We start from the raw sequence: 13039 nt of genomic DNA on the forward strand, positions 1-13039 counted from the left end.
TGCTGGTGGAGGTTTGGTGTGACGTTCTCCTTCGCGGTCCATGTGGACCAGAACGAATACCTGCCCGCGGGCGGGCGGCTCATGGACGCCGTCATCTCGGTCACCCTCACCGGCGACACCCTCGGTGCCCCGGGCGTCGACCGCGGTCTGGCCAGGGTCGTGCTGCTCGACACCTCCGGCTCCATGTCCGGCAACAAGATCGCCCAGGCCAAGTTGGCGGTCAACGCCGTCATCGCCGCGCTGCCCGACGGGGTGCCGTTCGCCATCGTCGCGGGCACCGAGGTGGCCACCATGGTCTACCCGAGCACCCCGACCCTCGCCGAGGCGTCCGCGGCCACCCGCAAGAAGGCCCGCCAGGCCGTCGGGCGGCTCGTCGCGGGCGGCGGGACCGCCATCGGCACCTGGCTGACCATGGCCAGGCAGCTGTTCGAGGGCACCACCGCCCCGATCCGGCACGCGGTGCTGCTCACCGACGGCCGCAACGAGCACGAGAGCACCGAGCGGTTCCACGACACGGTCGTGTCCTGCGAGGGCGAGTTCACCTGCGACGCCCGCGGTGTCGGTGATGCCGGGTGGCAGGCCCGCACCCTCGAGCGCGTCGCCGACACCCTGCACGGCTCGGTGCGCGGCCTGCCCGACCCGACCACCCTGGTGCAGGACTTCCGGGAGATCACCGAGAAACTGATGGGCACCGCCGCGGTCGACGTCAGCCTGCGGTTGTGGATGCCCGCGCGCGCGAAGCTGCGGTTCCTCAAGCAGGTCTTCCCCCGCATCGTCGACCTCACCGACCGCGGCGCCGCCATCACGCCCAGGGTCCTGGAGTTCCCCACCGGGCACTGGTCGGCCGAGACCCGCGACTTCCACGTGTCGGTCGAACTGGGCGAGGGCGAGGTGGGGGAGGCGATGGTGGTCGCCAGGGTGCGGATGTCGGTCGGCGACCACGAGTCCCCCGAGCACCGGGTTCGCGCGTTCTGGACCGACGACCCGGTGCTGTCCACCAGGATCAGCCCGCAGGTCGCCCACTTCACCGGCCAGCAGCGCATCGCCGAACTGGTGCACGACGGCCTCGCCGCGCACCAGGCCGGTGACCTGCCGCGGGCCACCGACCGCCTCGGCCGCGCCATCGACCTGGCCAAGCGGGCAGGCAACGCCGAGACCGTCGAGCACCTCGGCAAGCTCATCGAGGACGACGGCGCTGGCACCCTGCGCGTGCGCGACCGGATGGACCAGGTGCTGCGGGAGATGGCCGACATCGAGTCCAAGCGCACCACCCGCGTCCGGCACGAGGAGTGACGCCGATGCCCACCTGCCCCCAGGGCCACGACTCCACCGACCCCGCCGAGTGCGACGTGTGCGGCCGCCCCATCGGCGCCCGCCCGGTCCCCGCGCCGGAACCGGACCCGCTGCCGGTGTGGGACTGCCGCAACGACCACCCCGGCCAGACCGGCCGCTTCTGCGAGGTCTGCGGCCACGACTCCCACCTGGCCGACGACCAGCAGCCGGTCGCCCCCGTCACTGCCGTCACCTGGTCGGTCACTGTCGCCGCCGACCGCGCGTACTACGACGAGACCAAGTCCGGCACCACCGACCTGCGCATCGACTTCCCCCGCTTCATCCCGCCCCGCCGCTTCCCGCTGACCGGCACCGCCCTCGTCGTCGGCCGCGCCGACCCGACCAGGGGCATCCGGCCCGACATCGACCTGACCGGCCCACCGGAGGACCGGGCGATCGGCCGCTCGCACGCCATGCTCGTCCCGCACGAGGGCGGCTGGGCGGTGGTCGACCTGCACTCCACCAACCACACCTTCGTCAACGACATCCACACCCCCATCCCCCCGGACCACCCCGTCCCCCTGTCCGCGGGCGACCGCGTCTACCTGGGCGCCTGGACCGTCCTCACCCTCCACACCGACTAGGCACCCCTTGCGACGCAACCCACCCATCACCTTCCGCGGCGCCCTGGCCGTCCTCGGCGTGCACGACCGGCCCTGGCTCAAGGCCCTCGACACCCTGCTCGGCGGGCTGATCCTGACCTCGGTGGGGATCCCGCCGATCGAGGGCCTGTGGGGGCTGGTCGACCAGAAGAACGAGGCCCTCAACCACCTGCGCAAGGGCCTGGACTGGACCGCGGACAAGCTCCAGGGCACCAACGGTCCGCACCGGCAGGACCTCTTGGTAGCCGCCCACACGATCCTGGTGATCAGCTCCTACTTCGAGGCGCTGGGCGACCGTGGGTTCACCGACCCCGAGAAGGTCGAACTCGCCCTCAGGCGCAAGGCGGGCCAGGACTGGTTGACCGAGCTCTACACTGGCGACATACCGGCGCCTTCCGCGACGACACCGTTCCGGGTGCTTCTCAGCCACATCAGGACCTGGGTGTTCTCCGTGGAGCGCGAGTCCGAGATCCCGGCCAACATGGCGGAAGCGGTGGTGGAGATCTACCACGACCAGTTCCTGCGGATGGCGGTGGCGGTCCCGGAGTTCCGGATCTGGGCGGACATGGCCGAGCAGGCGTCGATCGGCTCCACACTGGACCGCCTGCACGCCCTGCTGTCGCACGGCGCCCTCACGGCGCCCGGGGAACTGCGCTCGACACTGGCCAACGCGAACAACGCCGAACTGGACGTGCCGGTGGCCGAGGGGACCACGCCGAGGTTCCCCACGGTGCGCGAAGTATTCGTGACGCCCCGGTTCTCGGTCGTGGAGAACGACGAGAGGTGCGCGCTCTCCGATGACACCTGGTGGGCGAACCACGACACCCGCACGGACCTCGACCACCTGTTCGCGGTTCACTTCAGCACTCCTGCGGCGACCGAGCGCCCGCTGCTCCTGCTTGGTCATCCCGGCGCTGGCAAGTCCCTGCTGACGAAGGTCTTGGCGGCCGGCCTGCCCGCCGCGAACTACACGGTCGTGCGGGTCCCGCTGCGCCACGTCGACGCCAACGCCCACGTCGACACGCAGATCCAGACCGCGCTCGACACCCTCACCCACCACCGCGTCACCTGGCCGGACCTGGTGCGGCAGACCAGCGACACCATCCGCGTGGTCCTGCTCGACGGCCTCGACGAACTGTTGCAAGCCACCACCCACGACCGCACGGCCTACCTGCACGAAGTGCAGACCTTCCAGCGTCGCGAGGCCGCCATGGGCAACCCGGTCGCGGTCGTCGTCACCTCCCGGACCCTGGTGGCCGACCGGGTGAAGGTCCCGAACGGGGTGCCGGTGGTGAAGCTGGCCAACTTCGACCAGAACCAGGTCCTGGCGTGGACCGCCGTGTGGAACCGGGTCAACCAGCACACCGGCATCCGCCCCCTGCCCACACGGCTCACGGAGAACGTCGCGGAGTTGGCCGAGCAGCCGCTGCTGCTGATGATGCTGGCGGTCTACTACGCGGACTGGTCAGCCGCCGAGCCGACCGTGGACATGACGCTGACCGACCTCTACGAGCGGATGTTCGACCTGTTCGCCCGTCGCGAGGCGGAGAAACGCGGCGCGGGCGATGTGGATGCCTGGGTACGGGAGTCGCTGCACCGGCTCTCGGTCGCCGCACTCGGGATGCTCAACCGGGGCGCGCAGTCGATCACCGAGGCTGACCTGACCACCGATCTGGCCGCCCTCGGCGAGTCCGTCCAGGTCGGCAAACGCCTGCTCGCGGAGTTCTTCTTCGTCCACGCACCCCAGGCCAACGACGGCGTCGAGGTCCGCGCCTACGAGTTCCTCCACGCCACCTTTGGCGAGTACCTGGTGGCGGAACGCGTCATCGAGACCCTGCGCGACGTAGCCGACAGCGCCTTCGGCAGACGCACCCAACACCGCCCCGACGACGATCTGCTGTTCGCGCTGCTCTCTCACCAGCCGCTCTCCATCCAGCGCCCGGTCCTCGACTTCGCCACCGCCAAACTCGCCCAACTCCCAGCCGACGAACAGACAACCGTCGCCAAGACCCTGGAACTCCTCCTCGCCGCCTACCACGAGCAGCGCGGACCCAGCCGCTACGACAACTACCGCCCGGTACCGCAACACACCGTCCGCCAGACCGCCGCCTACAGCGTCAACCTCGTCCTGCTCCGCGTCACCTGCCCCGATGGCGCGCTCGACGCCAAGGCGTTGTGGCCGGACGAACCGCTGTCGCAGTGGCGATCACTGGTACGGCTGTGGGACGCCGGGCTGGACACCGAAGGCGTGCGCGCGGTCAGCACCAGTCTCGTGGTCGACAACGGGGTGGTGCGCTTCGGGTTCGCCAACCTGCCGCGGCTCGATCTCGCGTTGGCGCGGTTGCTCGACGACCCCCGCCAGGAGACGCGGTTGCGGGGCGGCTACGCCCTGTACGAGAGAGACCTCTTCTGGCTGGGGAACGACGAGGATTGGCTGGTCGCGACCCACGTCTGGCTTGTGGCCGCAGCCGTCGAGCCCGGGCAACCACTCACGTTCCTGGCACCCCCGCCACCGTTGTTGGCCCCTGAGCGGTGGCGGCCCATCGCCGAACTGGCGGTGCACGTCTTCCGCACGCGCTACAGCGATTGGGATGTCGAGTTCACGATCCTCTACTTGTCGTGGTTGGAGTGGCTGTACCCCAATGTCAAGGATCGGTTGCCGCTCCTCACTGCCGACCACCGCCAGTACCTGGCTATGAAGGCAGCGGAACGCGGTGATCGACTTCCCGAGGACCTGCCCGGCGCCCATGACCTGGAAGAGTGGGAACCGGGTGCGTCGGTGCTTCGGACGCCGTTCAGCTACTAGACGCCCCTCCATGGCCGTCTGGCTGGGGCGCGTGGTGTGCTGTGCGGGTGACTGGTCCTAGGCAGGGGCGCTTCCCGGTGCGGTTCGGGACCGCCGAGGTGGTGCGGGATCTGGATCGGGCCAACGGGTGGTTGCTCAGCGTCGACGGGGTGGCGCAGTCCTACGTCGACGTGGACGACCCGACGCACCTGGAGTTCGACTACGTGCGGCGGATCGTGGACGTGCTGGACTGCTGGGGGAGTCCCGGCCAGGCGGTGGACGCGCTGCACCTCGGGGGTGGGGCGTGCACCGTGGCCAGGTACCTGTCGGTGGCCCGGGAGGGGTCGCGGCAGACCGTCGTCGACGCCGACGCGGGCATGGTGGCGTTGGTGCGCGACCAGTTCGGGATCGACGAGATCCCGGGGTTGACCGTCCACGTGGGAGACGGCAGGGCCGAGTTGGCGCTGCGGCAGGACCGGTCGAGTGATGTCGTGGTGGTGGACGCGTTCGAGCGGGGCATGGTGTCGGCCGGGTTGTTCAGCGTCGAGGCGACCAGGGAGCTGTCCCGGGTGCTGCGCGCGGACGGCGTCTACCTGGCGAACCTGTCCGACGGCCCGGGGTTGCCGTTCGCGGGCCGCGTCGTGGCGACCCTCTCGGCGGTGTTCGGCAACGTGCTGCTGCTCGCCGAGCCGTCGGTGCTGCGCGGTAGGCGCTTCGGCAACATCGTGCTGGCCGCCTCCGCCGTCGACCTGCCCACCGACCGCGTCGCCGCCAGGGCCGCGAACGCCGCCTTCCCCGCCCGCTGCCTCACCGCCGCCGAACTCCGCGCCCTGGTCGGCCCGGCCCGCCTGCTCACCGATGGCGAACCCGTCACGCCGCCGACCCCACCCAAGGACCCCTTCGCCAGTTAGCCCTTCGCCGGTCAGACGGAGGCGTGGGCGCGCTCCCGCAGCGGCGCCAGCGCGGTGCTCCACGCGACCACCTGGTCCAGCAGCGTCGTCAACGCGGGCACGTTGTAGTCCCCGGGCTTGAACACGCTGAAGTTCTCGAACTCCGTCATCAGCGACAACGCCACCTGCTGGCGCACGTCGGCCATCTGCAGCTCACCGGCGATCAGCCGCAGGTGCTCCACCGCGCGCGCCCCGCCGACCGAGCCGTACGACACGAACCCGACGGCCTTGTTGTTCCACTCCGCGTACAGGTAGTCGATGGCGTTCTTCAGCACCCCGGACGTGCTGTGGTTGTACTCGGGGGTGATGATCACGAAGCCGTCGAACGAGGCGATCTTCGCGGCCCACGCCCTGGTGTGGTCGTTCTGGTACTGGCCCATCGACGGGGGCACGGGTTCGTCGAGGTGGGGCAGGGGGAAGTCGCGCAGGTCCACCAGTTCGCAGTCCGCGTCGGAGCGCTTGGCGGCGATGCCGTGCACCCACTCGGCCACCTGCTCGCCGTTGCGGTTGGGCCGGGTGCTGCCGAGGATGATGCCGATCCTGGTCACGGTCGAAGTCCCTTCACCGTCCACTTGGGCTCGACCTCACCGTACGGCGGGCCGGGACCGGGGGCGAATCAGGAGAACAGCCGCTCACCCCAGAAACCGCCGTCCGCCAGGCCGGGCGGGCAGGCGAAGTGGCCGGACCCGGTGTGCTCCAGGTACTCCATCATCCGGTCGTGGGTGGACAGCGCCCGCTGCATCGGGACGAACTGGGTGCGGCTGTCGCGGTTGAAGCACACGAAGAACAGGCCCGCGTCCAGGTGCCCGAACCCGTCCGAGCCGTCGGTGAAGTTGTAGCCGCGGCGCAGGATCCGCGCCCCGGCCAGGTTCTCCGAGGCCAGCCGGATGTGCGAGTCGTCGGCGACCAGCGGCACCCCGCCCGCGCCGCGCACGTGCGGGTCGACCTGGTCGAACTCGTCGCGCTGCCCCAGCGGCGCGCCGGAGCCCTTGGCCCGGCCGACGATGTCCTCCTGCTCGGCCAGCGACGTGCGGTCCCAGATCTCGATGTGCATCCGGATCCGGCGGGCCACCAGGTAGGTGCCGCCGACCATCCACTCCGGACCCTCGGTCACCCACACGTGCTGGGCCAGTGCCGCCGGGTCTTCCGCTTTGAGGTTGTTCGTGCCGTCCTTGAACCCGAACAGGTTGCGCGGTGTCACCTGGCTGGTCGACGTGGCCGAGGTGCGGCCGAACCCCAGTTGCGACCAGCGCACCGACACCTTGCCGAACCCGATCCTGGCCAGGTTGCGGATCGCGTGCACCGCGACCTGCGGGTCGTTGCTGCACGCCTGCACGCAGATGTCGCCGCCGCCGCGGCGCGGGTCGAGGTCGTCGCGCGGGAAGCGCGGCAGGTCGATGAGCGCCTCGGGGCGCCGGTCGGCCAGGCCGAACCGGTCGTCGAACAGCGACGGCCCGAACCCGACGGTCAGCGTCAACGCCGAGGCGGGCAGGTCGAGCGCCTCCCCGGTGTCCGCCGGTGGCGCGTCCTTCGGTCCGCCGACGGCGCCGCCCTCGGCGGCCTCCCGGCCCGCGGTCATCCGCTCGGCGGCCGCGGTCCAGTCCCGCAGCAGCCGCACCAACTCGGCGCGGTCGCGGGTGGTCACGTCGAAGGCGACGAAGTGCATCCGGTCCTGCGCGGGGGTGATGATCCCGGCCTGGTGCGGACCCCGGAACGGCACCGGCGCGGACGTGTCGACGGCGGGCGCCGGGGTCTGCTCGCCCGAGGCCAGCACCCCCGCCGCCGCCCCGAGACCCGCGACGGCGACACCGGCGCCCGCCAGGCCGAACAGGCCGCGCCGGGACACCCCGCCCCGGCGCGCGGCCGGGGTGGGGTGCTCCAGTGGTTCGTCGCTCACTTCTGCGCCACCACCTCGGCGACCTTGCTGATCGGCTCGCCCAGCGCGTCGACGGACTCGGCGAACTCCTTGATGTCGGCCTCGTTCAGGTCGGTGTAGAGGTCGAAGTCGTCGCCCTTGCGGTGCTTGGCCAGCGCCTTGGTGACCACGTCGAACCGCTGCTCCAGCGTCTTGGCCAACTCCGGGTCGCGCTCGACGATGACCGGGCGCAGCGCGCTGATCGCCGCCGCCGAACCCTCCACGTTGGCCTGGAAGTCCCACAGGTCGGTGTGCGAGAAGATGTCCTCCTCGCCGGTGATCTTGCCGGTGGCGACCTCGTCGAGCAGCTCCTTGGCGCCGTTGGCCAGTTGCAGCGGGGTCAGCTCGACCGCCTTGGCCTTGGCCGCGATCTCGTTGACGTCGGCGACCAGCTTCTCCGCGATGGCGACCGTGTCGGACTGCGGGCCGCTGACCCACAGGTCCTTCTCCAGCCGGTGGAACCCGGTGAACTCCTGGCCGGGCTCCAGGTCGGCCTCGCGGGCGTCGATGCGCGGGTCGAGGTCGCCGAAGCTCTCCGCCACCGGCTCGATGCGCTCCCAGTAGGTGCGCGCGATCGGGAACAGCGCCTTGGCCTTGGCCACGTCGGCCGCCTTGATCGCGGCGACGAACTCGCCCGTCTTGGCCACCAGCGGCTCCACCTGGGCGTTGACGTAGTTCTGGTAGTTCTTCGTCGCCTCGGCCAGCTTGGTGTTCGTGTCGACCTGCCTGGTCGCCGAGCCCTTCACGGTGAAGTCGGCGCGGATGCCGTCACCGGTCATGCCCGGCCTGCACGAGGTCTGGTACTTGCCGCCGTCGGGCACCTCGACGATCAGCCGCCTGGTCAGCCCCGGGGTGATGTTCTCGACCTCACCCATGATCCGGTCGCCCTCGCCGTAGAGGTAGAACTCGGTGACCCTGGTGCCCTTGTTGGTGACCTCGAAGGTGATGGTGCCCGCGTCCGACTCGCCCCGCGCGACGCCGCACCCGTCGTCCTTGGCCTCCACCGTGATCGGACCACCCGGTGCCGCCGCCGTGCTCGCGTCGTCCGAGCAGGCGGCCAGGGGCAGCAGGACGGCGAGGCCGGTCAGGCAGGCGCCGATGTCCTTGATTCTCACGGGGTCGCTCCTTGCGGGGGGACGGGGTCCGCGACCTTGCGCGCGGGCCAGAGGAAGGCGGTGAGGGTGACGGCCACGTAGGCCACCCAGGCGACGGCCTGCACCACGCTGGTGCGGGCCGAGTAGTTGAAGATCCCCTTGAGCAGCGCCCCGTACCAGGAGTCCTCTGGCATCGGGCCGGACAGGTCGAACGCGAGGGTGTTCAGGCCGGGCAGCACCCCGGCCTCCTGCAGGTCGTGCAGCCCGTAGCCGAGGACGCCCGCGGCGACGAAGACCAGCAGGATGCCGGTCCAGGTGAAGAACCGGCTCAGGTTGATCCGCAGCGCGCCCCGGTACAGCGCCCAGCCGATCGCGACGGCGACGGCGATGCCGATCAGGAAGCCGACCAGCGGCCCGCTGTTGGACCCCGCGCTCTGCGCCGAGGCGTAGAAGAACACGGCCGTCTCCAGGCCCTCGCGGCCGACCGAGAGGAACGCGAGCACCACGATGGCCAGCGGCCCGATCGCGAGCGCGTCCGAGAGCTTGCCGCGCAGTTCACCACTGATCTTGCGGGCCGCGCCGCGCATCCAGAACACCATCGCGGTGACGAACGCGACGGCGATCAGCGACATCACGCCGCCGAAGGTCTCCTGCGCCTCGAAGTCCAGGCTGCTGCTGGTGAAGGTGATCAGCGCGCCGACCCCGACCGAGAGCGCGACCGCGACCCCGACGCCGAGCCACACCCACCGGATCGACTCACGGCGGTCGGACTTGACCAGGTACGCCAGCAGGACGCTGACCACGAGCGTCGCCTCAAGCCCCTCGCGCAACCCGACCAGCGCGCTGGCGAACACGTACTCCACGGTCACCTCCTGGGGGGTTCGGCAAGCCTTACCTGAGGAAACCTAGGTAAGGCTTGCTTGGCCTGTCCAGTGCGACGAGCGCGACACCGGGCCGCCAACCAGGGGAAATGTCGCAATCCTCCTGGTAGACACGGATGTAGCAGCCCACCGGTCGGGTAACGAATCGGTAGCCTTCCGGGGAGGAACACGGGAGGGGTCCTGGTGCGGGAACTGCTGGTCCACGATCCGCGACGGCTCGGTGACTACGCGCTGCTCGGCAGACTGGGTCGGGGCGCGATGGGGACGGTCTACCTGGCGCGGTCACCGGGCGGCCGGTTGGTGGCGGTGAAGGTCGCGCGGGGGGAGTTGGCGGAGGACCCGGACTTCCGGCTCCGCTTCCGCCAGGAGATCGAGATGGCCCGCGCGGTGGGCGGCTTCTGGACCGCCGCCGTGGTCGGCGCCGACCCGGACGCCGACCGCCCGTGGCTGGCCACCGAATACGTCCCTGGTCCGACGCTGACCGAGGCCGTCCGCACCGGCGGACCGCTGCCGGAGCCCGCGCTGCGCTCGCTGCTCGCCGGCCTGGCCGAGGCGCTGGCGGCAATCCACGGCGCCGGGTTAGTGCACCGCGACCTCAAGCCGTCGAACGTGCTCTTAGCCGAGGACGGGCCGCGGGTCATCGACTTCGGCATCGCCAAGGCAGTCCGCGCTACTGCTCTTACGGCAACGGGCGTCTTATTCGGTACGCCGGGGTATTTGTCGCCGGAGCAGATCTCGGGGGGCGAGGTAGGGCCGCCTTCGGATGTGTTCGCGCTGGGGGCGGTGCTGGTTTACGCGGCTAGTGGGACGGGGCCGTTCGGGAACGGGGAGGTCGCGTCGCTGCTGTACCGGGCGGTGCACACGGGGCCGGACCTCGACGGAGTGCCCGCGGAGTTGCGCCCGGTGGTGTCGCGGTGCCTGAACTCGCGGCCGTCGGCCCGGCCCACGCCTGCGGACCTGCTGGCGGAGGTGGGGCACGGCCACACCGGACAGTGGCTGCCGCCCGTCGTGCGGACGCTGGTGGAGCGGCACCAGACGGAGTTCCTGAAACCGACCGAACCCCGGACGCCGACCCTGGTGCAGCCACTCGAGGACCGGGGCCGACCGACGAGGGCGTCGGGCGGTCGCCCCAGCGCCTCCTCCGTCGACGCCGCGCCCCGATCTGCGACGCCTCCGCTGGACGGTCGACCTGGTGCTTCGGCTGCCGGTGACGTTGTGCCCCGGTCACCGGCTCCTGGTGTGCGTCCGGTTGCCGAGGGTCCGTCTGGTGGTCGACTTGGTGTTTCGGCTGCCGGTGGTGTCGTGTCCCGGCCAGAGGCTGTTGGTGTGCGTCCGGTTGCCGAGGGTCCGTCTGGTGATCGACTGGGTGTCTCGGCTGCCGATGGTGTCGTGTCCGGGTCTGCGGCGGCTGCTGAGCGTTCGGTTGCTGAGCGTCCGCCGGGTGACCGACCTGGTGCCTCGCCCTCCGGTGACGTCGTGCCCCGACGTGTGGCGCCTGGTGTGCGTCCGGCTGGTAAGCCCGGGTCGGCTGTCGATCAGCTGAGGCTTCGGACCGGTCGGGGTGTGCCGCTGGTGTGGGCGGTGTTCGCAGGCGCCGGGGTCGTTGTGGCGCTGGGGGTCGCGGCGAAGGCGTCCAGGGGTGAGTACAACGGGTTGGCCGCCGCGGCGGGGGTTGTCGCGGTGCTGCTGGGGCTTTCGGCTGTGCGGTCGCTGTTCCGCGTGTTGGTGACGCGGCCGCGGTCGGTTGTCGTCACCGCCTCGGGCTTGGCCATCTCGTCCAAGGACGGCGAGCGCGTCCTCACCTGGCCCGAGCTCTCCCGCGTCCGGGTGGTCACCGAGAACTCCAAACCCTGGTTGGTCGTCTGGCCCCACACCCCCGACCGCACCCTGGGCAAGCGCCACACCCGCCGCGACGGCGGCTTCCGCGTGCACCCGGTATCCCACCACCACGGCAAACGCCGCCAGACCCAGGACATCCAGAACCTGCGCACCGCCCTGCACCGCCACGCGGGCAAGGCATACGACCCCACCCCCTAACGCGAACGCCGCCGCAGCCACCCCCAACGCAGGCGAGGGGGAATGCCTGCCGAGTGGGGTCCGGTCCTCCCCGGAACCTGGTGTGGCTCTTGGGTTTCCGTCGAATCGCAGCCTAGCGGGGGGCGCCGACACCGCGGGCGGATCGATGTCCGGCGGCTCTGCCCGTACTGCTTGCGGTCCACAACCGCCGGTACTAGCGTCTCGGCAGGCGATCGCCCAGGCGTGGATCGCCTATCACGGGCCACAAGGAGTCCGGGTGTCTCCCGACGAGCTGACGATCGAGATGGTGGTGTGGCCGTGTTGAGGCTGGTCGCGGATGGGGTGTGGGTGCACGAGAGTGCGTTCCTGCGGAGCAATGCCGTTGTCGTGCAAGGGGGTGGCGGTGTGCTGCTCGTCGACCCCGGGGTGCTCGGGGCCGAGATGGACTGCATCGCCGACGACCTGCGGGAGCTGGGTCAGTCCGTTGTGGCCGGTTTCGCCACGCACCCGCACTGGGACCACCTGCTCTGGCACGCCGCGTTCGGCGACGCGCCCCGGTACGGCACGGCCCGGTGCGCGGCCGTTGTCCGGGAACGCCTCTCGGACGCCGGTGCGAAGGCCCGCGTCGCCACCATGATCCCGTCGGACATCGTGGCGCAGGTGCCGCTGGACCTGCTGGGGATCATCACCGCCCTGCCCGCCGACGCCACCCGGATCCCCTGGGACGGCCCCGAGGTCCGGGTCGTCGAGCACCAGGCGCACGCCTCCGGTCACGCGGCGCTGGTGGTCGACGACGTCCTCATCGCGGGCGACATGCTCTCCGACATCCTGATCCCGATGCTCGACCTCAACAGCGCCACGGACCCGGTCGACGACTACCTGACCGCCCTGCGCCTACTGGAGTCCACGGCCTCCACCACCGTGATCCCCGGCCACGGCTCCGTCAGCGACCAGGTACAGGCCCGGATCGACCTGGACCGCGCGTACGCGACCGCCCTGCGCGACCCGGCCCCCGTCGTCGACCCCCGCCTGAGTTCCGGCCACGACTGGCTCCCCGCCCTCCACGAACGTCAACTGCAGAGCCTCGCCGCCCGAACCTGACCCGCGAGCCTGTCCACAGGAGATCAGGGGCGGAAGAGGTGGGCCAGGCCGGTGATGGTGAGCATGCGGGCGACGTTGGGGTCTATGGCGCTGACGGAGAGGCGGCCGCCGAGGTTGGTGATGCGCTTGTACGCCGTGAGCAGGGCGGAGAGGCCGCTGGAGTCGCAGAAGGCGAGTTGGCCCAGATCGAGGGTCAGGGTGTCGCCGTGCAGCAGGGGGAGGGCGGCGACGGTGGCGGTGAGTTCCGGGGCGGTGGCGTAGTCGAGTTCCCCGCTCAGCGCGAGCCCGCCGTCGCGCAGGCGGGTGATGTCGAGGGTGTGGGGATCGGTCTCCACCGCTGTGGGCTCCTCCAGCTAGGCTGCG

At 70.8% G+C, this 13039-nt stretch carries 11 protein-coding genes; 6 read left to right on the top strand and 5 right to left on the bottom strand.

The annotated features are described in order from the left end of the window. The first annotated feature begins 18 nt into the window (after nt 1-18). From CLV68_RS31720 to CLV68_RS31735, 4 genes are all read left to right on the top strand, one after another. Complete coding sequence (locus tag CLV68_RS31720; protein WP_121394715.1) at nt 19-1293, top strand: vWA domain-containing protein; 1275 nt, start codon at nt 19-21, stop codon at nt 1291-1293. A gap of 5 nt (nt 1294-1298) precedes the next feature. Beyond that, a complete protein-coding gene (locus CLV68_RS31725; RefSeq protein WP_121394716.1) occupies nt 1299-1916 on the top strand; it encodes an FHA domain-containing protein in 618 nt (205 codons plus the stop codon). A gap of 7 nt (nt 1917-1923) precedes the next feature. Then, complete coding sequence (locus CLV68_RS31730; protein WP_121394717.1) at nt 1924-4740, top strand: NACHT domain-containing protein; 2817 nt, start codon at nt 1924-1926, stop codon at nt 4738-4740. Nucleotides 4741-4817: 77 nt separating this feature from the next. Then, complete coding sequence (locus CLV68_RS31735) at nt 4818-5630, top strand: spermidine synthase (RefSeq protein WP_121394719.1); 813 nt, start codon at nt 4818-4820, stop codon at nt 5628-5630. An 11-nt stretch (nt 5631-5641) separates the two neighbouring features. Here the strand turns inward: CLV68_RS31735 and CLV68_RS31740 are convergent, their stop codons facing one another. From CLV68_RS31740 to efeU, 4 genes are all read right to left on the bottom strand, one after another. Then, the gene (locus CLV68_RS31740) at nt 5642-6217 is read right to left on the bottom strand and encodes an NADPH-dependent FMN reductase (RefSeq protein ID WP_121394721.1); all 576 of its coding nucleotides are present in this window, start codon (nt 6215-6217) and stop codon (nt 5642-5644) included. Between the two features lie 68 nt (nt 6218-6285). Further along, nucleotides 6286-7566, bottom strand: coding sequence for an iron uptake transporter deferrochelatase/peroxidase subunit (gene efeB / locus CLV68_RS31745; RefSeq protein ID WP_246010225.1), 1281 nt, complete (start codon nt 7564-7566; stop codon nt 6286-6288). Continuing rightward, complete coding sequence (gene efeO, locus CLV68_RS31750) at nt 7563-8699, bottom strand: iron uptake system protein EfeO (RefSeq protein ID WP_425454894.1); 1137 nt, start codon at nt 8697-8699, stop codon at nt 7563-7565. The genes efeB and efeO overlap by 4 nt, the downstream gene beginning before the upstream one ends. After that, on the bottom strand, nt 8696-9547 hold the full coding sequence (gene efeU, locus CLV68_RS31755) for an iron uptake transporter permease EfeU (protein WP_121394722.1): 852 nt from the start codon (nt 9545-9547) through the stop codon (nt 8696-8698). The genes efeO and efeU overlap by 4 nt, the downstream gene beginning before the upstream one ends. A gap of 195 nt (nt 9548-9742) precedes the next feature. Here efeU and CLV68_RS34865 point away from each other — a divergent pair, with 195 nt between their 5' ends. Continuing rightward, nucleotides 9743-11596, top strand: coding sequence for a serine/threonine-protein kinase (locus CLV68_RS34865; RefSeq protein ID WP_211346850.1), 1854 nt, complete (start codon nt 9743-9745; stop codon nt 11594-11596). A 291-nt stretch (nt 11597-11887) separates the two neighbouring features. Continuing rightward, complete coding sequence (locus CLV68_RS31765) at nt 11888-12676, top strand: MBL fold metallo-hydrolase (protein ID WP_342772831.1); 789 nt, start codon at nt 11888-11890, stop codon at nt 12674-12676. A 23-nt stretch (nt 12677-12699) separates the two neighbouring features. Here CLV68_RS31765 and CLV68_RS31770 read toward each other — a convergent pair whose 3' ends face one another. Beyond that, nucleotides 12700-13011 (bottom strand): STAS domain-containing protein, encoded by a 312-nt coding sequence (locus CLV68_RS31770; RefSeq protein ID WP_170224710.1) that lies wholly within the window; start codon nt 13009-13011, stop codon nt 12700-12702. Nucleotides 13012-13039 lie beyond the last annotated feature (28 nt).

Source organism: Actinokineospora cianjurensis, from assembly GCF_003663795.1.
Taxonomy (GTDB): domain Bacteria; phylum Actinomycetota; class Actinomycetes; order Mycobacteriales; family Pseudonocardiaceae; genus Actinokineospora; species Actinokineospora terrae.

Bases quoted from the DNA above. Each gene is read 5' to 3' on its own strand.
- CLV68_RS31725 (WP_121394716.1), top strand. From the start codon at position 1,299: ATGCCCACCTGCCCCCAGGGCCACGACTCCACCGACCCCGCCGAGTGC.